The organism is Paracoccus sulfuroxidans (assembly GCF_007830335.1).
Taxonomy (GTDB): Bacteria; Pseudomonadota; Alphaproteobacteria; order Rhodobacterales; family Rhodobacteraceae; genus Paracoccus; species Paracoccus sulfuroxidans.
On sequence record NZ_VLKU01000004.1, the window covers coordinates 320,800 to 343,075 of the forward strand.

General features: G+C 65.0%; 20 protein-coding genes. 15 read left to right on the top strand and 5 right to left on the bottom strand.

Annotation, left to right across the window (positions count from 1 at the left end):
* The first annotated feature begins 106 nt into the window (after nucleotides 1-106).
* Nucleotides 107-409, top strand: coding sequence for a hypothetical protein (locus IQ24_RS08675; protein ID WP_145397533.1), 303 nt, complete (start codon nucleotides 107-109; stop codon nucleotides 407-409).
* Between the two features lie 81 nt (nucleotides 410-490).
* Here IQ24_RS08675 and IQ24_RS08680 read toward each other — a convergent pair whose 3' ends face one another.
* Complete coding sequence (locus IQ24_RS08680) at nucleotides 491-1,768, bottom strand: serine hydroxymethyltransferase (protein WP_145397535.1); 1,278 nt, start codon at nucleotides 1,766-1,768, stop codon at nucleotides 491-493.
* Nucleotides 1,769-2,246: 478 nt separating this feature from the next.
* Here IQ24_RS08680 and IQ24_RS08685 point away from each other — a divergent pair, with 478 nt between their 5' ends.
* From IQ24_RS08685 to IQ24_RS08705, 5 genes are all read left to right on the top strand, one after another.
* Nucleotides 2,247-3,269: a transporter substrate-binding domain-containing protein gene (locus IQ24_RS08685; RefSeq protein WP_145397537.1), complete on the top strand. Its 1,023-nt coding sequence runs from the start codon at nucleotides 2,247-2,249 to the stop codon at nucleotides 3,267-3,269.
* A gap of 100 nt (nucleotides 3,270-3,369) precedes the next feature.
* Nucleotides 3,370-4,512: an amino acid ABC transporter permease gene (locus IQ24_RS08690; RefSeq protein WP_145397539.1), complete on the top strand. Its 1,143-nt coding sequence runs from the start codon at nucleotides 3,370-3,372 to the stop codon at nucleotides 4,510-4,512.
* An 8-nt stretch (nucleotides 4,513-4,520) separates the two neighbouring features.
* Complete coding sequence (locus tag IQ24_RS08695; RefSeq protein ID WP_199756527.1) at nucleotides 4,521-5,648, top strand: amino acid ABC transporter permease; 1,128 nt, start codon at nucleotides 4,521-4,523, stop codon at nucleotides 5,646-5,648.
* Nucleotides 5,645-6,418 (top strand): amino acid ABC transporter ATP-binding protein, encoded by a 774-nt coding sequence (locus IQ24_RS08700; protein WP_145397542.1) that lies wholly within the window; start codon nucleotides 5,645-5,647, stop codon nucleotides 6,416-6,418. Before IQ24_RS08695 ends, IQ24_RS08700 begins: the two co-directional genes overlap by 4 nt.
* Before the next feature lie 211 nt (nucleotides 6,419-6,629).
* Nucleotides 6,630-7,517, top strand: a complete 888-nt coding sequence (locus tag IQ24_RS08705; RefSeq protein ID WP_145397544.1) for a DUF2189 domain-containing protein — start codon at nucleotides 6,630-6,632, stop codon at nucleotides 7,515-7,517.
* A gap of 42 nt (nucleotides 7,518-7,559) precedes the next feature.
* Here IQ24_RS08705 and IQ24_RS08710 read toward each other — a convergent pair whose 3' ends face one another.
* Nucleotides 7,560-8,453 (bottom strand): LysR family transcriptional regulator, encoded by an 894-nt coding sequence (locus tag IQ24_RS08710; RefSeq protein ID WP_145397546.1) that lies wholly within the window; start codon nucleotides 8,451-8,453, stop codon nucleotides 7,560-7,562.
* Between the two features lie 178 nt (nucleotides 8,454-8,631).
* Between IQ24_RS08710 and IQ24_RS08715 the strand changes: the two genes are divergently transcribed.
* The 4 genes from IQ24_RS08715 to IQ24_RS08730 all read left to right on the top strand — a co-directional run bounded on the left by IQ24_RS08715 (nucleotide 8,632) and on the right by IQ24_RS08730 (nucleotide 12,475).
* Nucleotides 8,632-9,960 carry a D-serine ammonia-lyase gene (locus tag IQ24_RS08715; RefSeq protein ID WP_145397548.1) on the top strand — a complete coding sequence of 443 codons (1,329 nt, stop codon included), beginning with the start codon at nucleotides 8,632-8,634 and terminating at the stop codon, nucleotides 9,958-9,960.
* A gap of 75 nt (nucleotides 9,961-10,035) precedes the next feature.
* Nucleotides 10,036-10,932 carry a bifunctional methylenetetrahydrofolate dehydrogenase/methenyltetrahydrofolate cyclohydrolase FolD gene (folD, locus tag IQ24_RS08720; RefSeq protein WP_145397550.1) on the top strand — a complete coding sequence of 299 codons (897 nt, stop codon included), beginning with the start codon at nucleotides 10,036-10,038 and terminating at the stop codon, nucleotides 10,930-10,932.
* Between the two features lie 11 nt (nucleotides 10,933-10,943).
* On the top strand, nucleotides 10,944-11,837 hold the full coding sequence (gene purU, locus IQ24_RS08725) for a formyltetrahydrofolate deformylase (RefSeq protein ID WP_145397551.1): 894 nt from the start codon (nucleotides 10,944-10,946) through the stop codon (nucleotides 11,835-11,837).
* A gap of 119 nt (nucleotides 11,838-11,956) precedes the next feature.
* A complete protein-coding gene (locus IQ24_RS08730) occupies nucleotides 11,957-12,475 on the top strand; it encodes a flavin reductase family protein (RefSeq protein WP_145397553.1) in 519 nt (172 codons plus the stop codon).
* 38 nt (nucleotides 12,476-12,513) lie between these two features.
* On the opposite strand, the gene IQ24_RS08735 is transcribed toward IQ24_RS08730, so the two are convergent.
* A complete protein-coding gene (locus IQ24_RS08735) occupies nucleotides 12,514-13,101 on the bottom strand; it encodes a nitroreductase family protein (protein WP_145397554.1) in 588 nt (195 codons plus the stop codon).
* A gap of 226 nt (nucleotides 13,102-13,327) precedes the next feature.
* On the opposite strand from IQ24_RS08735, the gene IQ24_RS08740 reads away from it, so the two are divergent.
* The gene (locus IQ24_RS08740) at nucleotides 13,328-14,065 is read left to right on the top strand and encodes an MgtC/SapB family protein (RefSeq protein ID WP_145397556.1); all 738 of its coding nucleotides are present in this window, start codon (nucleotides 13,328-13,330) and stop codon (nucleotides 14,063-14,065) included.
* Here the strand turns inward: IQ24_RS08740 and IQ24_RS08745 are convergent.
* Nucleotides 14,062-14,610: a DNA-3-methyladenine glycosylase gene (locus IQ24_RS08745; RefSeq protein WP_145397558.1), complete on the bottom strand. Its 549-nt coding sequence runs from the start codon at nucleotides 14,608-14,610 to the stop codon at nucleotides 14,062-14,064. The genes IQ24_RS08740 and IQ24_RS08745 overlap by 4 nt on opposite strands.
* 156 nt (nucleotides 14,611-14,766) lie before the next feature.
* Here IQ24_RS08745 and IQ24_RS08750 point away from each other — a divergent pair, with 156 nt between their 5' ends.
* Entirely contained in the window at nucleotides 14,767-15,540 is a 774-nt protein-coding gene (locus IQ24_RS08750) for an SDR family NAD(P)-dependent oxidoreductase (RefSeq protein WP_145397560.1), read from the top strand.
* Here IQ24_RS08750 and IQ24_RS08755 read toward each other — a convergent pair.
* Entirely contained in the window at nucleotides 15,513-18,335 is a 2,823-nt protein-coding gene (locus tag IQ24_RS08755) for a non-ribosomal peptide synthetase (RefSeq protein WP_145397561.1), read from the bottom strand. The two genes, IQ24_RS08750 and IQ24_RS08755, sit on opposite strands and share 28 nt — an antisense overlap.
* 258 nt (nucleotides 18,336-18,593) lie before the next feature.
* Between IQ24_RS08755 and IQ24_RS08760 the strand changes: the two genes are divergently transcribed.
* The 3 genes from IQ24_RS08760 (at nucleotide 18,594) to IQ24_RS08770 (ending at nucleotide 22,193) form a co-directional block, all read left to right on the top strand.
* Nucleotides 18,594-19,805, top strand: a complete 1,212-nt coding sequence (locus IQ24_RS08760; protein ID WP_145397610.1) for a M24 family metallopeptidase — start codon at nucleotides 18,594-18,596, stop codon at nucleotides 19,803-19,805.
* An 88-nt stretch (nucleotides 19,806-19,893) separates the two neighbouring features.
* Complete coding sequence (locus IQ24_RS08765; protein ID WP_145397563.1) at nucleotides 19,894-21,234, top strand: MFS transporter; 1,341 nt, start codon at nucleotides 19,894-19,896, stop codon at nucleotides 21,232-21,234.
* A 101-nt stretch (nucleotides 21,235-21,335) separates the two neighbouring features.
* Nucleotides 21,336-22,193 (top strand): LysR substrate-binding domain-containing protein, encoded by an 858-nt coding sequence (locus tag IQ24_RS08770; RefSeq protein WP_145397565.1) that lies wholly within the window; start codon nucleotides 21,336-21,338, stop codon nucleotides 22,191-22,193.
* Nucleotides 22,194-22,276 lie beyond the last annotated feature (83 nt).

The following is a 22,276-nucleotide window of genomic DNA, read 5'->3' on the forward strand; positions in this document are numbered from 1 at the left end:
CAGTCACTGTGCGCTTGGGGCAGTTTAACAAATGCGGCCGACTGCCGATATCGGTTGGGAAGACGAAAGACGGCAATTACGCCGCATCCCAAATAGGACTGATACCATGTTTGCCAAATCGATCATCGCTGCTGCTGCTCTGGCCGTTTCCATGCCCTTCGCCGTGACCGCCGCCAGCGCCAATGCAGGCCACGACATGCAGGCCGAGCTGCTGGGTCTGGACCCCGCACAGTTCACCACCAGCGAACTGGCCCAGATCGGCGCCGAGAACAACTTCGAAACCCGTGCCGACCTGGCCCGCTTCATCCTGTCGCAGAAATCGGCTGGCCTGAACAGCAACGCCGTCGCCATGGACAACACCGCGACGAACGGTCTGGGCTCGATGGGCTTTGGTGGCCGCGACAACTAAGACCTGAACCCTTCGGGGTTGGAATTGAAAAGGCCGCACAGGGTGAACCTGCGCGGCCTTCTTCATTGTCAGATCCGTGGATCAGTGGGCGTAGACCGGGAAGGCCTCGGTCAGTTCGCGCACGGTCACCTTGGCTTTTTCGGCGGCCTCGGGGCCATTGCCCGCGCTTTCGGCCTCCAAGAGATCGGCGACGATATTGCCAAGCTTGCGGAACTCATCCTCTTTCATGCCGCGCGTGGTCGCGGCCGAGACGCCAAGGCGCATGCCGACCCATTCCGCCGGGCGCGGGCTGTCGTTCGGGATCGGGTTCTTGTTCGAGGTGATGTTGGCGCGAGCCAGCGCATCCTCGGCCTGCTTGCCGTTCAAGCCCTTGCTGGACAGATCCAGCAGCACGATATGCGTGTCCGTCCCGCCCGAGACGATGCGGATGCCGCGCGAGGTCAGCGTTTCGGCCAGCACTTTCGCGTTCTTGACGACCTGAGCCACATAGTCGCGGAACTCGGGGCGCAGCGCCTCACCCAGACAGATGGCCTTCGCCGCCAGCACGTTCGAGTGCAGCGAGCCCTGAACGCCCGGGAACACGGCGGTCTGCAGCTTCTTGTACCACTCTTCATTGTTGGTCAGGATCAGGCCGCCGCGCGGGCCGCGCAGGGTTTTCGTCGTGGTGCAGGTGACGATATCGGCATGCGGGAAGGGCGAGGGATGCGCGCCGCCCGCGACCAGACCGGCGATATGGGCCATGTCGACCATGAAGAAGGCGCCGACCTTCTTGGCGATCTGTGCCATGCGGGCGAAATCCAGCTCGCGCGGGTAGGCCGAGCCGCCGGTGATCAGCAGTTTCGGCTTCACCTCTTCGGCGATGCGCTCCATTTCGTCATAGTTGATGACTTCGTTCTGCGGATCGACGTTGTAGTTATGCGCCTCGAACCAGCGGCCCGAGAGATTGCCCTTCATCCCGTGCGACAGGTGGCCACCGGCGGCCAGATCCAGCGACAGGATGCGGTCGCCCGGCTTCACCAGCAGGAAGAAGACCGCAAGGTTCGCCTGCGTGCCCGAATGCGGCTGGACGTTTGCATAGCCGCAGTTGAACAGCTCTTTCGCGCGGTCGATGGCGGCCTGTTCGACCACATCGACGAATTGACCGCCGCCGTGGAAGCGGTTGCCCGGATAGCCTTCCAGCGTCTTGTTGGTCATCTCATGGCCAAGCGCGTCCAGCACGGCCTGGCTCACGATGTTTTCCGAGGCGATCAGCTCGATCTGGTTTTTCTGGCGGGCGCGTTCATCGTCCAGCGCCTGGGCGATCAGGGGATCGGTGTCATGCACCGAGGAATTGAAGAAGGTCCTGGTCAATTCGTTCATGGCGGTCTCTCCGGACGGAACTGGTCTTTGTTCGCCGGAACCTAGAGCGAAGTTCACTTGATACATAGTTAATAATATTTCTCTATATGATTAGTGAAACTGCACGAATGGCGCGAGGTACCCTGCGTCGCGGCTTTGCATTCCGGGGCTGTGCCCTTCACCTTTCAAACAACTGTGGCTAGAACCCGGATTCAGAGGCCGAAGCGGCCCCGGGGCGGAAGGACATGCCAGAATGCAGGCAAAATGAGCAATTCGGGCGCAAACCCGGGCCGCAATTCCCATTGTCGGGGCGTGGCGTCGCGCTGGATGATTGCTAAGCACAGCTTATCCATAAGCTGAAACAAATTAACTTGTTTGAATATTGGCTCCTATCTACTCCTTTTGGAGGGCCCTCCTGCCTTGCCTGCGCAAGAGCATTCCGGGTGATGGGCCAAACCGACGACCACCGATCACAAAGACGAAAACACAGGGGGAAATAATGAAGAAAACGATCCTCGCCCTAGGCGCGACAGTTTCAGTCATGGCGGCGACGTCTGCGGGTGCAGGCGTGCTGGAAACCGTGGTGCAGCGCGGGACGCTGAACTGCGGCACCGACAACACCGCGCCGGGCTTTGGCTATCTGAACACCACGACCGGCCAGATGGAGGGTCTGGACGTCGACTTCTGCCGCGCCGTTGCCGCCGCCGTTCTGGGCGATGCGACCAAGGTGAACTTCGTCAACGTCACCGACAAAAGCCGCTTCACCGCGGTGCAGACCGGTCAGGTCGATGTCGTTTTTGCCCATACCACGCTGAAGCCGGGCCGCGAATCCGCGATCACCGTCGACTTCCTGCCGGTGAACTTCTGGGACGGCACCGGCGCGATGGTCAAGACCGAGCTGGGCGTCGAGGGCATCGGCGATCTGGACGGCGCGAACCTTTGCACCACGCAGGGCTCCAGCACCGAGGCGGCGCTCGCGAACCTGCTGAAAGCGAACGGCTGGTCGAACCAGGTCCTGACCTATGAGAACCTTGAAAAGCTGTTCGGCGCGCTCAACAGCGGCCGCTGCGACGCGATGTTCACCGACAAATCGGCGCTGGCCGCATGGCGTGCGAACTCGGCCAACCCGGCTGACTATGTCGTCCTGCCCGAGATCATCGAGAAATCGCCCTTCGCCGGTTTCGTCGTCGCCAATGACAGCCGCTGGCGCAACGCTTTGCGCTGGATCAGCTATGCGCTGATCGAAGCGGAAGAGCGCGGCATCACCTCGGCCAATGTCGAGGAAACGCTGAAGTCGGAAGACCCGAACACGCTGATGTTCCTGGGCGCGCAGGGCACCTTCGGCGCCGATTTCGGCATCCCCGCCGATTTCGTGACCCAGGCGGTCAAGCAGGTCGGCAACTATGGCGAGATCTACGAGCGGAACCTCGGCCCCGACACCACCATCTTCATCGACCGCAAGGGCACGCCCAACGCGCTCAGCAAGGATGGCGGCGCGATGATTTCGCCGCTCTGGAACTGATGATGATCGGCGCGGGCCCCGGGGTCCGCGCCATTTCCGCGCGCCGCCCGTCTGAATGGCCGGGCAGGAACGCCGCGATTTTCCCAAAGCAGAAGCTCATATGACGGTTTCCAACTCACTTCGCTGGCGCAGGTTGCGTCGAACTTCGGTGCAGGTCGGGGTCCTTGGGATCGCGGCTTTGCTGCTGGTGCTGCTGGGGCTGGCCGTGCGCAACGGCTTTGCCGAGCGGGGCGTCAGCTTCAGCTTCGATTTCCTGTGGCAGCGCGCCGGGTTCGAGATCTCGGAAGGCCGCGTCCTGACCTGGTCAGGCTTTACCAGCTTCGGCGCCGATATGGCGAACTGGCAGGCGCTGGCGGCGGGTCTGGGCAATACGCTGAAAGTGGCGGTGGTCGCCGTTCTGCTGTCGACCCTGCTGGGGGTCGCGCTTGGCGTCTCGCGCCTGTCGACGAACTGGCTGATCCGCAAGCTGGCCTTCACCGCGACCGAGTTTCTGCGCAACACGCCGCTGCTGATCCAGCTGACCTTCTGGTATGTCGCCGTGGTGCTGCAACTGCCGGGCCTGCGCGATGCGCCGCATTTCTGGGGTGCGATCATCAGCCGTCAGGGGCTGTGGCTGCCCCGTCCCGAATTCACCTCTGGCCCCGGCCTTTGGCTGGCGCTGGCCGCCGTGGTCACGCTCGCGCTGATGCTGATGCGCCGCTTTCAGCCCTGGCGTCGCCATCTGGCCGGCGCGGGCGTGGCCCTGTTGGCGCTGGCCTTCGTCCTTGGCTTCCGCATCCATCTGGACCTGCCCGAGGCGGGCCGCTTCCGCGCCTCTGGCGGGGTGGCCATCAGCCCCGAATTCACCGCCCTGCTGATCGCCCTGACCGCCAACACCGCCGCCTATATCGGTGAGATCATCCGCGGCGCGATCGAGGCCGTGCCGCGCGGCCAGTGGGAGGCTGCCGATGCCATCGGCCTCAGCCGCCGCCACCAGCTGCGCGAGGTGATCCTGCCGCAGGTCTTCCGCGTGGTCATGCCTTCCTTGGGCAACCAATACCTGAACCTTGCGAAAAACACCTCGCTGGGCATCGCCATCGGCTATCCCGACCTCTTCAACGTCTATGGCACGGTCTCGAACCAGACCGGGCGCAGCCTTGAGGGCGTGCTGATCGCCATGGGCATCTATCTGGTCCTCAGCTGGGTCATCAGCCTGCTGGTCAACGTGGCCAACAACCGCCTGAAAATTCCGGGAGTCCGCTGATGTCTCCGATGCAGAAAAAGATCCGCTGGCTGCATGTGAACCTGTTTGCCAAACCGGCCGATGCGCTTTTGACGCTGGTGGTCGTGCCCTTGCTGCTTTGGGCGGTCTGGGCCTTCCTCAGCTGGGCGCTGACCGCCGCTGACTGGAGCGTCGTCTTCAACAGCCTCAAGGTGCTGATGACCGGCACCTTCCCCAGCTCGAAGCTGTGGCTGGTGTGGATCGTGGCAGGGATGATCGCGGCGCTGGCGGGTCTGGCGACCTCGGCCAGCATCCCCTTCGGCCGCACGGCCGCCGTGATCGCGGTTCTGTGCTATCTGGTGCTGGTGCTGGCGATCTTTGGCGCGGCCCATATCGCCCCGCAGGCGCTGCTGGTGCTGGCGGCCTTCCACGCCGCCTGGCTGATCGGGCTGCGTGTGCCGGTCCTGCGCGAAAACCTTGCCCCCATTGCCTTCGGCACGCTGATCGCCGTGCTGGTGATCCTGTCGCCGGTTGGACCGTCGAACTGGGGTGGCCTTCTGCTCTCGATCCTGATCACGCTGACCGCCGCGCTGCTGACGATCCCCCTGGGCATCCTTCTGGCCTTCGGCCGTCAAAGCAAGATTGCCAGCCTGCGCGCGCTTTGCACCGGGTATATCGAGGTCATGCGCTCGGTCCCGCTGATCCTTGTGGTCTTTTGCATCTGGGTGGCCTTCCCGCTGGTGCTGCCGAAATTCCCGATCCCCGATGTGGTGCGGGGCCTGATCGGCTTCACGCTGTTCTACAGCGCCTATGCGGCGGAATTCATCCGCTCGGGCCTGCAATCGGTGGCCAAGGGTCAGACGGAAGCGGCGGAATCGCTGGGTCTGTCGGATTTCGACCTCAAGCGCATCGTCATCCTGCCGCAGGCGCTGCGCGTCGCGGTGCCGGGGCTGGTGGGCAATATCCTTGATATCTTCAACTATGCGCCGCTGGTCTTCATCATCGGGTTGACCGACTTCCTGCGCGCCGGGCAGATGATCCTGGCGAACCCGGAAAACAGCGCCCGCACCTATGAGATCTATGTCTTCATGTTCCTGACCTATTTCGTGGTCGGCAGCATCATCACCTTCCAGGCCCGCCGGCTGGAGCAGAAACTGAACAAGGGGGTGCGCAAATGAAAGCCGCACAAGGCGAGCCGATCGTCCAGATCAACCAGCTGAACAAGTTCTACGGCAATTTCCACGTCCTGAAAGAGGTCGACCTGACCGTCACGCGGGGCGAGGTGCTGGTGATCGTCGGCGCCTCGGGCTCGGGCAAATCGACCCTGATCCGCTGCGTGAACGGGCTGGAGGAATACCAGTCAGGCACGCTGGAGGTCGACGGCTTCCTGATGCCCCGCGCCGAAGAGCGCGAGTTCGGCGAGGTCAAGGGCCTGCGCGAGATCCGCCGCGGCGTCGGCATGGTCTTCCAGCAGTTCAACCTGTTCCCGCATATGACCGTGCTGCAGAACATCACCCTGGGCCCGATGCGCGTGCGCCGCAAATCCCGCGCCGAGGCCGAGGAAAACGCCATGCGCCTGCTGGACCGCGTGGGCCTGCGCGATCAGGCGCTGAAATACCCCGGCGCGCTGTCGGGCGGCCAGCAGCAGCGCGTGGCGATTGCCCGCTCGCTGGCGATGGAGCCGCATCTGATGCTGTTCGATGAGCCGACCTCGGCGCTCGACCCCGAGATGGTGGGCGAGGTGCTGGACGTCATGCGCGAACTGGCCCGCGAGGGCATGACGATGATGATCGTCACGCATGAGATGGGCTTTGCGCGCGAGGTGGGCGACCGGGTGATCTATGTCGATCAGGGCCGCATCACCGAAAGCGGTACGCCCGCCGAGTTCTTCGACAACCCCAAGAACGAACGCACCCGCACGTTCCTGTCGCGCGTGCTGAAGCATTGATTTCGGCGGGCAGGATCACAGCGTTTTGTAAGGTGATCCTGCCCCCTTCACCCTGCATCCCCCAACTCCGAAAGTGCATTTTCCCCCTGCGCGTGCTATCATGGCCGGGCAAGAGGACGGTTCGGCCCCGGGGAAATCTGGGCGCGTGCCGGGTTTTCTCCGGTGAACGCCTCGCCCGGTGTCTGACCCCCGTGTCAGGGAGGATACAGGCATGACACGCGAAACGATCGGCAATCCCATCAGCTGGAGCGCGCAGCGGCTGGCCGGTATCGGCCACGGGCTGAGCCATGCGGTCGACGGTATGGGCACCCATGACATGACCCGGCCACAGGTCAACACCATCGACATGACCGACATCCGCGCCGCATTGCGGGCCGGGGTCGAGGATTTCACCGCGCTGCGCTCGGATATTCTTTTTCTGGTTATCCTTTACCCGGTGATCGGCTTCATCATGGCCGTCTGGGCCTTCAACGCCGGGCAGCTTCACCTGCTGTTCCCGCTGGTCGCGGGCTTCCCGCTAATGGGCCCCGTTGCGGCCCTTGGCCTATATGAGATGAGCCGCCAGCGAGAGCGGGGCAAGCATGCCACCTGGGCCAGCGCGCTTCACGCATTGCGCGGGCGGGTGCTGGGTCCGGTGCTGGCGCTGGCCGCGATGCTGGCCATGGTCTTTGCGGTCTGGCTGATCGCGGCGCATGTGGTCTGGATCTACACGATGGGCCCCGAGCCCTACCAAAGCCTGACGACCTTCCTGCGCGACACCCTGACGACCAGTGCCGGGTGGGAGATGATCCTGATCGGCTGCGCCGTGGGCTTTGTCTTCGCGGCGCTTGTGCTTTGCATGACCATCGTCTCATTCCCGATGCTGCTGGACCGGCCGGTGGGCGTGCCGATGGCGATTGCGACCTCGCTGGAGGTGACGCGCCGCAACCCGGGCACCGTCGCCGCATGGGGCCTGATCGTGGCGGCCTCGCTGCTGCTGGGGTCGATCCCGCTGTTCGTCGGGCTGATCGTGGTGCTGCCGATCCTGGGTCACGCGACCTGGCATCTGTATCGTCGGGCGGTCACATGGCCGGATCAGCGGATGCGCCTGCACCGCTAGGCATTTGGCCGAAAGGGGCAGGGCGGTCCGCCCTGCCCCCGCCTAGATCTTCGCCTGCGCGCGAAGCTGCGCCAGAAAGGCCTGCAGGGCGGGCTTGCGTTCCTCGGACCGGCGAAACGCCAATGAGATCTGGCGGCGGATCTCGGGCTTCAGGCGGGCGACCCAGACGTCTTCAAGGTCATGGCTGGCGCGCAGCCCCGGCAGGATCGAGATGCCGCAGTTTTCGCGGATCATCGCGATCACCACCTCGAACCCGTTGCAGCGCGCGGTGATGTTGGGCGTAAAGCCCGCCGCCTGACAGGCCTCGGTCAGCATGGCCGTGTAATGGACCGAGGCGGTGTCGACGATCCACAGCTCATCTTTCAGCTCGGTCAGCGTGACGGCATTGCGCCCGTCCAGCGCATGACCGGGCGCGACCATGACGTTGAAGACGTCGGTCATCAGCGGGATCGTTGCGATATTCGCCTCAAGCGCGCCCTGAGGCACGTTCAGGTCGTCGATCAGCGCCACGTCGGTCTGCCAGCTGCGCAGCGAGGCCAGGCTTTCGCCGGGCTCCAGTTCCTCGAAGCGGATCAGCAGCTGCGGATGCAGCGCCTGCATGGCGCGGATCGTGCGCGGCAGCAGCGCCGCCGCGACCGAGGGGAAGGCGGCGACCCGCAGCTCTCCGTTGATGACCTCTTTCATCGCGGCGATATCGGCCTGCGCGGCCTCGATCTCGGCAAAGATGCGGTCGGCGCGTGCGGCGAGGCTGGCCCCGGCGGCGGTCAGTACGACCCGACGCCCGCGCCGCTCGATCAGGGGAATCCCGGCCTCTTTCTCCAGAAGCGAGATCTGTTGCGACACGGCAGAGGGCGAGACATACAGCGTCTCGGCCACCGCGATCATCGTTCCGCGCAGCGACAATTCCCGCAAGGCGCGCAGCCGTCCCAGATCCATGCAGCGTCCTTTTCCACCCCGGCGCCCGTGGGCGCGATCTGGCGCAACGTATAAGCAAGGTTAAACATATAGAAAAGAATTATTGTCTTTTACTGAACATGAACTCGGCTTAACCCTTGCATCAGACGTGACGCCGGGACGATCATCCCGCCCGGCGATTCAGCAGACTGGACAACAGATGGCGATTACCCTTCCCGATGATCCCGCGCGTGAGGCGCTTCTGGCAGGCCAGCCGGTGCTGTGGCTGAACCCCCGCCTGCAGCCGCAGGGGATCGAGGATCCGGCGCTGCCGGTCCGCCCCGATCAGGTCGCGGTCGCGGAAGCGAACTGGCAGCGGCTGGCCCCGCTGTTGCAGGCGCTCTTCCCCGATCTGGCGGCGACGTCGGGCCGCATCCGCTCGGATCTGGTGGCGCTGGAGCCGCCTTTGCGCCGCGCCATCGGGCAGGACGGGCCGGAGTTCGGGCAGATCTTCGTCAAGGCCGACAATGCCCTGCCGGTCGCAGGCTCGATCAAGGCGCGGGGCGGCGTCTATGAGGTCTTCATGCATGCCGAGGCGCTGGCCCGCCGGAACGGCATCGCCACCGATGACATCATGGCGCTGGCAAGCGACGAGGCGCGCACGCTGTTCTCGGGCCACACCATCGCGGTGGGCAGCACCGGGAACCTTGGCCTCAGCGTTGGCATTGCAGCGCGCGCGCTTGGCTTCAAGGCGGCGGTGCACATGTCCTCGGACGCGAAGGAATGGAAGGTGCAGCGCCTGACCCGTCTGGGGGTCGAGGTGGTCAAGCATCAGGCCGATTACACCACCGCCGTCGAGGAGGCCCGCCGCGAGGCCGAGGCCGACCCGACCATCTATTTCGTCGATGACGAGCGCTCTCAGATGCTGTTCTTCGGCTATAGCGCCGCCGCGCAGGAACTGGCCGCGCAACTGTCCGAGGCGGGCGTGACGGTCGATGCCGACCATCCGCTGTTCGTCTATCTGCCCTGCGGCATCGGCGGCGCGCCGGGCGGGGTGGCCTATGGGCTGAAGGCGATCTTTGGCGATGCCGCGCATTGCTTCTTTGTCGAGCCGGTGCAATCCCCCTGCGCCATGGTCCAGATGATGAGCGGGCGGGACGATTTGGTCTCGGTCTATGATGTCGGGCTGACCAACCGGACCGAGGCCGATGGCATGGCCGTCGCGCGCATGTCCGATTTCGTGGGCGAGGTGATGCGGCCGATGCTGTCGGGCATCTTCACCGTCGATGATGACGCGCTTTTCCGCTGGCTGTGGCATGCCCATGATGCGCAGGGCATCCGGCTGGAGCCCTCGGCTGCGGCCGGGTTCGGCGGCCCCGATTTCATCCTGAAAAGCGAGGCGGGCAGCGATTACCTGCGCCTGAACGGCATCGAAAGCCGGCTGGGGCAGGGCACGCATGTGATCTGGGCCACCGGCGGCGCTTTTGTCCCCGAAGAGCAGTTTCAGGACTTCCTGCAACGCGGCAAGGCGCTGGCGACGGGCGGCTAAGCCCCGCCCCTTCCATACCCATCAACCGAAGGGCCCCTGCGCCCGAACCTCTTTCACTGAACGGGGAGCGATCTCATGCGACCATCCGACACCGCCCTGATCGACGGCAAGGCCTTTGCGGCGGGGCTTGTGGCCCGGCTGGCCGATGAGGTGCTGGACATCCGCGCCGCGACCGGCCTTGTCCCCGGCCTTGCGGTCGTGCTGGTGGGCGAGGACCCGGCCAGCGCGGTCTATGTGGGCGCCAAGCACCGCCAGACCATGGCGATCGGCATGGAATCCTTCGTGCACCGCCTGCCTGCCGCGACCTCTCAGGCCGAACTCATGGCGCTGCTCGACCGGCTGAACGGCGACGCGGCGGTCCATGGCATTCTGGTGCAGCTGCCGCTGCCCGCGCATCTGGACGCGCATGAGGTAATCGCGGCCATCGCACCCGAAAAGGACGTCGACGGCTTTCACGTGACGAACGCGGGGCTGCTCGCGACCGGGCAGGATGCGCTGGTGCCCTGCACGCCCTTGGGCTGCCTCATGCTTCTGCGCGACCGGCTGGGCGATCTGGCCGGGCTGAAGGTCGTCGTCATCGGCAAGTCGAACATCGTCGGGCGGCCCATGGCGCAGCTTCTGATGCATGAGGATTGCACCGTCACCGTCGCCCATTCCCGCACCCGCAACCTGCCCGATCTGTGCCGCGCCGCCGATGTCATCGTGGTCGCGGCGGGCTGTCCGGGGCTGGTGCGCGGCGACTGGATCCGCCCCGGCGCGACCGTCATCGACGTCGGCATCAACCGCATCGAGGCCGATGGCGTCTCGCGCATCACCGGCGACGTGGCCTTTGACGAGGCCGGGCATGCGGGCGCGATCACCCCGGTTCCGGGCGGCGTCGGCCCCATGACCATCGCCTGCCTTCTGTCGAACACCCTGACGGCCTTCCGCCGTCGCCACCGCATCCCCGCCAGCGCGCTGGCCGCCGAATAGGACCCCTTCCCATGACCCAGACCACCAGTTTCGCCCTGCGCGTCGCCTGCCCCTCGATCCGGGGGGTGACCGCCGATATCGCCGGTTTCCTGGCCAGCCACGGCTGCAACATCGGCGACAGCGCGCAATTCGACGACGCCGACACCGGGCGCTATTTCATGCGCGTCAGCTTCCGCTCGGAAGAGGGGCGCACGCTTGAGGACCTGCGCGCGGCCTTCCTGCCTCTGGCCGAGCAATACCGGATGGAGCATGAAATCTTTGACGAAACCGTCAAGCGCAAGGTGGTGCTGATGGTCTCGCGCTTCGGGCATTGCCTCAATGATCTGCTGTATCGCTGGCGGATCGGGGCGCTGCCGATTGATATTGTCGCGGTGATCTCGAACCATCTGGACTATCAGAAGGTGGTGGTGAACCACGACATCCCCTTCCATCACATCAATGTCACGCGCGAGAACAAGCCCGAGGCCGAGGCCAAGCAGATGCGCATCGTCGAGGAAAGCGGGGCTGAGCTGGTGGTGCTGGCGCGCTATATGCAGGTGCTGTCCGATGAGATGTGCCAGAAGATGTCGGGCCGGATCATCAACATCCACCACTCGTTCCTGCCGTCGTTCAAGGGCGCGAACCCCTATAAGCAGGCGTTCCAGCGCGGCGTGAAGCTGATCGGCGCGACCTCGCATTACGTCACCGCCGATCTGGACGAGGGCCCGATCATCGAGCAGGACACCGTGCGCGTCACCCACGCCCAATCGGCCGAGGATTACGTCTCGATGGGCCGCGATGTCGAAAGTCAGGTGCTGGCCCGCGCGATCCACGCCCATGCGCATGGCCGCGTCTTCATCAACGGCAACAAGACCATCGTCTTCCCGCCCTCGCCCGGCTCCTTCGTGTCCGAACGGATGGGCTAAGCCGCAGGGCATTTCCCGCGCGGCCTTCGGGTCCGCGCGGGCGCAATGAAGGGCGGGGCGGCTTGTACCCGCCCCAAGCTGCATGCAACATGGCGGTTCCGGGCGGATCTTTCGCCGCCATGAACCAGAATGCCATGACCTCATCCGACCTGATCTCGACCGTCTTCCGCGAGGCTTTCCGCAATCACCCTGCGGGCGTCGCCATTGTCACCGCCGATCCCGGCGACGGGCCGGTGGCGATGACGGTCAGCTCACTCATTTCGGTCAGTGCCGAGCCGCCGACGGTGGCGTTCTCGATCTCATCGGCGTCCAGCGCGGGGCCGGTGCTGCTGCGGGCCAAGACGCTGGTCATTCACCTGCTGCGGTTTCGCAATCTGGAACTGGCGCGGATGGTCTCGGCGCGGGGCTCGGACCGGTTCGGGCCGGGCGTCGCCTGGGAACGCCTGCCGACCGGAGAGCCGCGCTATACCGAGGTCGCGACCTGGTTCCGGGCCGAGACCGTGGGCGTCCTGCCGCTGGATGGCGCGAGCCTGCTGGCCGCCCGCCTGATCGAGGGCGAGGTCAGCCCCTCGGACGTCCCCGAGACCGAATCGCTGGTCTATCTGGACCGGCGCTGGCATCGGCTGGACGGCGTGTGAAGGGACGGGCTGGCGCTGCCAGCCCTTGCCCCGATGGCTTAGCCGAAGCTGCGGAAACGCGTCTCATCCGCGATGAAGGGCTTTTCCGAGGGCGCGCTTTCGTTCGAGCCGAAGGGCATCTGCGCGCGCAGTTTCCACGAGGGCGGCAGGTCCCAGTTCGCGGCGGCCTTGTCGTCGATCAGCGGGTTGTAATGCTGAAGGCTGGCGCCGATCCCGGCATCGGCCAGCGTGGTCCAGACGGCCAGCTGCGCCATCCCGGTCGACTGTTCCGACCAGATCGGGAAGTTTTCGGCGTAAAGCGGGAATTTCTGCTGCAGACCTTCGATCACGCCCTGATCTTCATAGAACAGCACCGTGCCCGTGCCTGCGGCGAAGCTGTCGATGCGGGCGGCGGTCTTGTCGAAATCCTGCTCGGGCACGATGGTCTTCAGCGTCTCTTTGACGAAGCGCCAGAAGGTGCGGCTTTCATCGCCAAACAGGATCACCGCGCGCGAGCTTTGCGAGTTGAAGGACGAGGGGGCCTGACGCACGGCACTGCGCACCAGCGCGTCGATCTCGGCCGGAGTGTGGCTCAGGTTCGTCCCAAGGGCATATTGCGAGCGGCGTTTTTCAAGTTTGTCCAGCATCTTGTTCTTTCAACGGAATATCGGGTCAATCTGTGGGCGCATGACGCCCTTGAAACTGAGGTGGCCCCCGATCCCGGCTTTGGCAAGGCGGCACGTCGCGACAGTCAAGCGGTGAAAAGCAGGTTTGCGTTCACTGCATGGCTTGTCGTTGCGTCAGGCGCAGCGCGCCCGCGAAACTTCCGCACGCCCGGCGCGTTGCATCCGTCAGGCAGTTCAGGACGCATGAATGGATTTCGATACTCTTATCAGCACCTTCTCGAATTCCGAGATCACCTATCCGCTGCTCGGCAGCCTGATCGCCGGGGCGCTGATCGGGGCCGAGCGCGAGCGTCAGGGCAAGGCCGCCGGGCTGCGCACGCATATTCTGGTCTGCTATGCCTCGGCGCTGATGACGCTGGTTGCGCTTCACATGGGGTCATGGACGGCGGTGCTGGTCGAGGGCACGCAGATCGTGTCGGACATGTCGCGGATGCCGCATGCGATCCTGACCGGGATCGGGTTTCTTTGCGCCGGGGTGATCTTTCGCGAGGGCGCGTCGGTCCATGGGCTGACCACGGCGGCCTCGCTGTGGCTGACGGCGGCCATAGGCATCACCTTCGGCACCGGCCTGCTGGAGCTTGCGACCTTCAGCACGGTCATTGCCATGGTGGTGCTGTTCCTTTTGCGCTTCGCCCAGCGGATCGCGCCGCCCCAGCCCAAGCTGGACCTGCAGATGCGGGTCAATGCCGACAGCGAATTCGACGCGGGCCATCTGATCGGGATTCTGGCCCAGCAGAACCTGCACGCAGGCCCGCCCGCGCTGTCGCATGACCGTCTGGGCCGCACCCGCTCTTACCGCCTGCGCATTGCCGCCGGGCAGGCCGAATTCGATGTCGAAGCCTTGGGTCGGGCGCTGGATGCGGAACCGGCAGTGCAGGAATTCTCGATCACGCCGATCCTTCCGAACCATATGGCTGACGGCTAGGGGCGCTGCGGCGGGAACGGGCGGCTGAGATCGCGCGAACCTGCAAGGCCGAAGCGCCAGCGCAAATCCGTCGCACGAGAGATGCCGATGCGCGGCCCGACCAGCAGTGGTTGGGCCTCGTTGGGCAGTTCCAGCAGCAGGTCGCCGCCGTCGAAGGGCCGCCCGTCATCCTCGATCCGCACGTCCAGCGCCTGCGCAAGGCAGCCGGGGCCCGCACAGAGCCGGGCGCGGCCGCGCCGTTCCTGCATCGTCTCGACCCCGATCAGCGGTGTCAGCGCGCGGATCAGCACGGCCTCGCCGGGGCGGGCGACGACGTTCAGGCACAGATGGATGCCATAGCAGCGATAGACATAGGCATGCCCCGCCGGGCCGAACATCGCCTGATTGCGCGGCGTCGGGCCGCGAAAGCTGTGCGAGGCGGGGTCATCGGCGGCATAGGCCTCGGTTTCCGTGATGAGGCCGCCCACGCCGCGCACGATCAGCCGCGCGCCGATCAGGGCGGGGGCCAGCTCCAACGCTGAGATCTGGGGGTCAAAGGGCGGCATCGGCATCCGAAAACTGGCGGTCAGGCTTCAACTAGGCCGCAGCCGGGCGGATTTCCAGAGTGCCACCCGATCCTCGCTTGCGCTGATATTCGCCATGGACGGCGCGGCCCGACAACGCGATAAGGTGCCCGACGCGCCCGAACGCAGGTTGAAACGATGAGCATTGATCCGAAAATTGCGATTGTCACCGGCGGTCTGTCGGGCATCGGCAACGCCGTGGCGCGCCGGTTTCTGGCCGATGGCATGACCGTCCATATTGGCGCGCGGCGCGGCGATGACCCGGCGTTCCAGCAGGGCCTGCGCGCGGAATATGGCGATGCGGTCACCGTGGGGCCTCTGGATGTGCGCGACAGCGCCAGTGCGGATGCTTTTGTCGCGGGCGTCATGGCCACGCATGGCCGCGTCGATATTCTGGTCAATGCGGCGGGCGTTTATGAGGAAGCGCCGGTCAGCGGCCATTCCGACCGGATCTGGGACGATGCGATCGACACCAATCTGACCGGCACCTTCAAGATGATCCGCGCCGTCATGCCGCAGATGCTGGCGCAGAAATGGGGGCGGATCGTCAACATCGCCTCGGTCGCGGCGCATCAGGGGATGGCGAACAATGCCGCCTATTGCGCCTCGAAGGCGGGGCTGCTGGGGCTGGGGCGCTGCGTCAGCCTTGAGGGCGCGGCGGCGGGCGTGACCTGCAACAGCATCAGCCCCACCTGGGTCGAGACCGAGATGCTGCAGCAGTTCATCGAACAGGACATCGCCCGGACCGGCCTGCCCCGCGCCGAGGTGCGGGCGACCTACGAGGCCTCGAACCCGCAGGGCCTGCTGGTCCAGCCCGATGAGATCGCAGGCCTTGCCGCCTTCCTTGTCAGCGACGCAGCCCGCGCAATCACCATGGCCGATTATCAGGTCAACGCTGGATCGCTCTGGTAGGATTCAGATTGGAAGCGCCGCGCCATCACCGCCGCCACATCTGACACCGCCGCAAAATCGCCAAGCCCCAGACCCGCCCACAGGCGTTTCGCGCTGGTATTGTCATAGTGCGCATCGGCCTGCAGCGTGCTGGGCGCGTCGCTCAGCAACCGCCGCTCGGGCGCGGTCAGGGGCGCGGTCGCCAGCCATTCAGAAATCGGCAGGGCGGTCATGCCCTCGGGACTGGTCACCGTGCCATCGCCGATCAGGTTGCACCAATGCAGCCCCTGCTCCCCGGCCTGGCGGACCAGAAACCGCGCCGCCGCCCGCACATCGGTCATCTTGAAGCACAGCCCCTGCGGCACGCGACCCGAGGCGCGGCAGGCCTTCAGGATCGTCTCATAGAGATCCTTCGGGTTCGCGGCCTCCAGATCGCACAGCGAGGGCAGCCGCACGATGCTGGCCGAAAGGCCGGATGCGGCAATCGCCTGCTCGGCCGCGATCTTGGCCGCGCCATAGCCCGAAATCCCGTCAAACAGCGCCACCGGTCCTTCGGGGAAGGGGCCGCCCCGGTCCGGAAAGACCGAGGTCGAGCTGGAAAACGCCAGCGGCGCGCCCGCATCGCGGCAGAAATCAAGGATCGTCGCGATCCCCGCCTGCGACCACGCGACCATATGCTGCGGATCGACGGCAAGGTTCACCATCGCGGCGCAATGGATCACCGCCTCGGCGCTGGCGGCCAGTTGCGCATAGCGCGCGGGCTCCAGCCCGAAGCGGGGCAGGTCGATCGCGCCCGAGACCATCACCACGCGATCCTCGGCCACGCCAAAGGCCTGCATCTGCGCCTGAAGCCGCGCCTGCGGGTCGCGGTTGCGGGGGCGGACGAGGCAATAGATGACCTGATCCGGGGGCAGGGCGCGCGCGGCCTCGGCCAGCACATGCCCACCCAGAAAGCCGGTCGCGCCGGTCAGCAGGATGCCTTTGCGGCTGAAATCGGCAGCGGTGTCCATATCCTCGGACGGGGTGGACAGCAGCTCATGCAGGCGCTGCAGCGGCAGATTCAGCGCCCAGTCGAAATCGACCTGACGGCCATAGGCCTCCTCCAGCAGGACCAGCAGGTCGACGCACATCAGCGAATCGCCGCCCAGATCGTGGAAGGACAGCGCCGGATCAACGTCAGAGAGCGGATAGCGCAGCACCGATGCGGCAAGCCGGGTGACGGGCAGGGCGCCCGCGTCATCTTGGGGTGCCAGATCCTGCTGCGGTGGTTGCGGCAGCGCCTTGAAGTCGCATTTGCCCGAGACGGGGTTCAGCGGGATCTCCTCCAGCCGGGTCAGGAAGGTCGGGATGCAATAGCGCGGCAGCACCTCGGCCAGCGCATCCGCCAAAGCCTGCGGCGTGCGCTGCCAGATCTCGGTAATCCCCAGCTGGTGGTTCCGAGCGATCTGGTCGGGATCGGCGGTGTAATAGAAGATCAGCACCTGCCCCCGGTCCTCGGTCTGCAGGACCCAGGGGATGGCCTTGAGAAAGCCCAGATGCGCGCCAAGGGTTTCGGTCAGTTCGCGGGTCTGGATGCTATGGCCGCGCAGTTTCAGCATATGCGCGACGCGGCCCATGACGTGGATCTGGCCGCTTTCGGTCACATAGCCCTGATCGCCGGTGTCATAAAGACGGCGCGGCTGCCCCTCGAGTTCCACGGTGCGGAAGCGCTGCGCGGTCTCTTCGGGGCGGTTGATATAGCCCGGCCCCAGCATGCGATCGCCTTCGAAATGCAGAAGGCCCGGCTGGCCTGCGGGGCAGGGCTGGTCACGCTCATCCAGCACCACGGCGCGCAGGTGAGGCATCGCCACGCCGACCGAGACGGGCTGCGTGGGATCGCGCTTTCCGTCCACAAGGGTCATGCAGATGTCATGCGTCTCGCAGATGCTGTAGAGGTTCCAGATTGCGGTGTTGGGCAGTTTCGCGGTCGCCTCGGCGGCGAGGGCGTCGCTGACGACCTCTCCGTTCAGGACGACGCGGCGCAGGGGCAGGCTGGCCCCAATCTGCGGCGTGATCGCGCCAAGCGCCTTTTCGAAGAATGAGGGCGTGAACAGCATCTCATCCAGACCCGAGCGGGCGATGAACCCGACCAGCGCCTGCGGTGACATCAGGTCGTTGAGGCCGGGGAAGTAAAGCTCGGACCCGTCGCGCAGCGGGCGGAACATTTCCCAGATCGCGAAGATATAGATGCCGACCTTCATCGCCGGATCATAGGGCGTGTAGGCATCGCGCCAGCGATACGAGAGCCACGCCGCGTCATGCGTCACGGGGATGCATTTGGGCCGCCCCGTCGTCCCCGAGGTGGCGACCAGATAGATGATATCGGTCGGCGCGACATCCGCTGCGATCAGCGGCGCGCGCGGGGCCTGCGGAGCCTCGAGGCAGGATTGGGCGGTGATGACGCGGCAATGCGCGGGCAGCTGGCCGGGCTTGGCGGGCTGGCTGGTGATGATCGTGCCGACCTGAAGCTCATCGACGATATTCGTCAGCACCGCCTGCGGCATCGCCGGGTCCAGATGCACGAAGGGACGCCCGCAGACGACCGCCGCCGTGGCCGCCGCCCCCATCAGCGTGCCGGGCGCGCCAAAGACCCCGACCGGACCGTCCTCCAGCATCTGGTCGCGAAATGCCTGCACGAACGCGGCCAGATCGCCATAGCTCAGCCGGTGGTCCTGATCGTGCATCGCGGGCCGGTCACGATGGGTCGCAAAGGCCTGCACAAGTTCCGCAGGAACGCTCTGGCCAGCGGTGACCGTCGTCTTCGTCGAATGGGGCATGTCGCAAAGGCTCGATAAATGGTCGCTTTATGAGGCTTCGCAATAAAATCTCTGCCCCCGCTTGTCTATATTCGTGACGCTTCCCCACGACCATTGGGCATCCTATCGCGCCTGCGACGGGGCCTCGGACGGGCAGGGGGCTATAAGCAACGCTAATGTGTCATTCACACTACAAATTAGATCGGAGACGCGGCGTCACATAGTCTTGCGGCATCAACCAGAACTCATGGGGCTTCGATGAACCGACACACTGACGCCATGCCGAATGAACTGCTGCGCCTGCAGAAGATGCATAACGGAGAGAAGGTCCAGCCGACCTTCAGCGCCCCCGAGATGCAGCGCCGGCAGGACGGGCTGCGCAAGATCAACGCCGATCTGAAGCTGGATGGCTCGATCCTGACCTCCTACCACAACATCAATTATTTCGCCGATTTCGTGTATTGCTACTTCGGTCGCCGCTATGCCTTCGTCGTCTCGGACAAGGCGGCGACCTCGGTCACGGCGGGGATCGATGCGGGCCAGCCCTGGCGGCGCACTTTCGGCGACAACATCACCTATACCGACTGGCGCCGGGACAACTATTTCCACGCGCTTCAGTTGCTGCTGCCCGGCGCCAAGCGCATCGGGATCGAGTTCGACCACGTGAACCTTGATCTGCTGAAACTGCTGAAAGAGGCCTTCCCCGGCGCGGAATTCGTCGACATCGGCCAGCCGACCATGTGGCTGCGCACGATCAAATCGGCCGAGGAGATCGCGCTGATCAAGGAAGGCGCGCGCACCGCCGACATCGGCGGCGAGGCCATCCGCGACGCCATCGCCGAGGGCACGCCCGAGCATGAGATCGCGCTGGCGGGCACGCAGCGCATGATCCGCCACATCGCCCAGACCTTCCCCCATGCCGAGCTGATGGACACCTGGGTCTGGTTCCAGTCGGGCATCAACACCGATGGCGCGCATAACCCGGTCACCTCTCGCAAACTGGAGAAGGGCGATATCCTGTCGCTCAACTGCTTCCCGATGATCGCGGGCTATTACACCGCGCTGGAGCGGACGCTGTTCCTTGACCACGCCTCGGACGCGCATCTGGAGATCTGGGAGGTCAACACCGAGGTCCACCGCCGCGGGCTGGAACTGCTGGTGCCGGGCGCGAAATGCTCGGATGTGGCGGCGGAACTCAATGAGATCTATCGCGGCCACGGCCTGCTGGGCTATCGCAGCTTCGGCTATGGCCACAGCTTCGGGGTGCTGTCGCATTACTATGGCCGCGAGGCGGGCGTCGAGCTGCGCGAGGACATCGACACGGTTCTTGAGCCGGGCATGGTCGTCTCGATGGAGCCGATGCTGACCATCCCCGAAGGCATGCCGGGCGCGGGCGGCTACCGCGAGCATGACATTCTGGTCATCGGCGACAAGGGTGCCGAGAACATCACCAAGTTCCCCTTCGGGCCCGAGCATAACATCGTCAAATAAGACCCTGAATGGACCGCATTTGCGGTCCATTTCACCTTCCGCGCCCGGTCGCGGACCAGCCACAAAATCATCCAACAGGAGAGCCTGCATGTCCGTCATTTCGCAGGACGGGGTGCCTTTGCACCCTGCCCCCCGCCCGATCGACCATGAGGCGGAAGTGTCGTCCAGAACCATGCGCCGCGTGTTGACGGCCAGCTTCATGGGCAATTTCGTTGAGTGGTTCGACTATGCCTCTTACGGCTATCTGGCGACCGTCATCGCGCTGGTCTTCTTCCCCGAGATCGCGCCTTCGACCGCCCTGCTGGCCACCTATGCGCTGTTCGCGATCTCTTTCGTGATCCGGCCCATCGGCGGCATCATCTGGGGCGGGATCGGTGATCGCATCGGGCGGCGCACGGCGCTGTCGGCCTCGATCCTGATCATGTCGGGGGCAACGACGCTGATCGCGCTGCTGCCGGGCTATGCCCAGATCGGCATCTGGGCCCCGATCGCGCTTTTGCTTTTACGCATGGTGCAGGGCTTTTCGGCGGCGGGCGAATATGCGGGGGCGGCGGCCTTCATCTCGGAATATTCGCCGCCGGGCAAGCGCGGCTTCTATACCAGCCTCGTGCCTGCCAGCACGGCAGCGGGCCTGCTGGCCGGGTCGCTGATGTCGGCGGGGCTGTTTGCGCTGCTGGATGCCTCGCAGATCCAGTCCTACGGCTGGCGCATCCCGTTCCTTCTGGCCTTCCCGCTGGGGCTTGTCGGCCTTTACATCCGCCTGAAGCTTGAGGACACACCGAAATTCCGCGAGATGGAGGCCCGCCAGCCGCTGGACGCCATGCCAGTCGGCACGATATTTCGCGACTATCGCCGCCAGATCATCATCGCCATCGGCGTGACCTGCCTGAACGCGGTCGGCTTCTATCTGATCCTCAGCTATATGCCGACCTATCTGATCACCGAGATGGGTCTGGGCGAGACGGAATCCTTCATCGCCGTCAGCCTGTCGCTGGTGGTCTATTGCTTCTCGATCTTCGCGATGGGCAGGCTGTCGGACCGGTTCGGGCGCAAGCGGGTGCTGATCACCGCCTCGGTCCTGTTCATCCTGCTGACGCTGCCGCTGTTTCGGCTGCTGGACGGCGCGAGCTTCGCCACCATCGTCGCCGTGCAGATCGCCTTCGGCATCCTTTTGACCGTGAATGACGGCACGCTGCCCTGCTTCCTGACCGAGATCTTTCCGACCAAGGTGCGCTATTCGGGCTTTGCCTTCAGCTTCAACACCGCGAACGCCATCTTCGGCGGCACCGCGCCCTTTGTCGCGACCTGGCTGATCGGCGTCACCGGCAGCAAGCTGGCGCCTGCCTGGTATCTGGTGGCAATCGCAGTGGTCGCGCTGATCGCCATGGCGCTGGCGCGCGAAACCAAGGGACAGCCGCTGCCGGACTGATCAGCGCCCCTCCCTGCCGGCCTGATCGACCGGGTCGCCCCATCGGGGCGGCCGGGCGCATTTCCCCTGTTCTTTCCCCGGCAACTGCAGATACTCGGGCCATGCGCAACATTCCGACCGACCTGCTTCGGACCTTTGTCACCATCATCGAGCTGAACGGCTTTCGGCGCGCGGGCGACAAGCTGGGCCGGACCCAGCCCGCGATCAGCCTGCAGATGAAACGCCTGCAAGAACTGCTGGGCGTCAGCCTGTTTCTGCGCAACGGCAGTCTGGACCTGACCGAGCAGGGCGCGATCGTCGCCCGCCACGCGCGCCAGATTCTGGCGATGAATGACGACATGCAGCATGAGCTGGCGCAGCACAAAAGTGCGGGCACGCTGAAGCTGGGCATCCCCAATGATTACGCCGATCATTTCCTGCCCCGGCTGATCGCCCAGCTGGGGCAAGAGGCCCCGCAGCTGACCTTCAACGTGGTCTGTCAGGTCTCGCATCAGCTGATCAGCGGGCTGCAGCGCGATGAGTTCGACATGATCATCGCCCTCACCCCGAAAGGCGCCAGCGCCGGGGCGCATATGGTCTGGCCCGAGCCGCTGACCTGGGTCGGCAGCCTTGACGCGCCGCCGCTTCAGGGCAGGCCCGCCCGCATCGTCTGCTACCCCGAGGGCTGTCTTTACCGCAAAAGCATGATCGCCGCGCTTGGCCCGGAACGCGGGTATGAGATCGTCTATGAAAGCCCCAGCCTTGCGGGCCTGCACGCCGCCGTCAGCACCGGCTTCGGCATTACCGCGCTGTCGCGCCGGATCGTGCCGAAATCACTGCGCGCAATCCCCGAGGGTGGGGGCCTGCCGCCTCTGCCCGATGCCGAGGTGGCGCTTTACCTCAATTCCCGCCACGGTCGCAGCCCGGCGGTCCTGCGGCTGGCGAAGGCGTTCTCCAGCCTTTTCGAAGATCTGGGCTAAGACCCCCCGGCTGCGCCGTAACCTGTTGCAAATCCCCAAAATTCGCGGCACGCCTTGGGCCAAAGCCATTCAGCCGGTGCCGC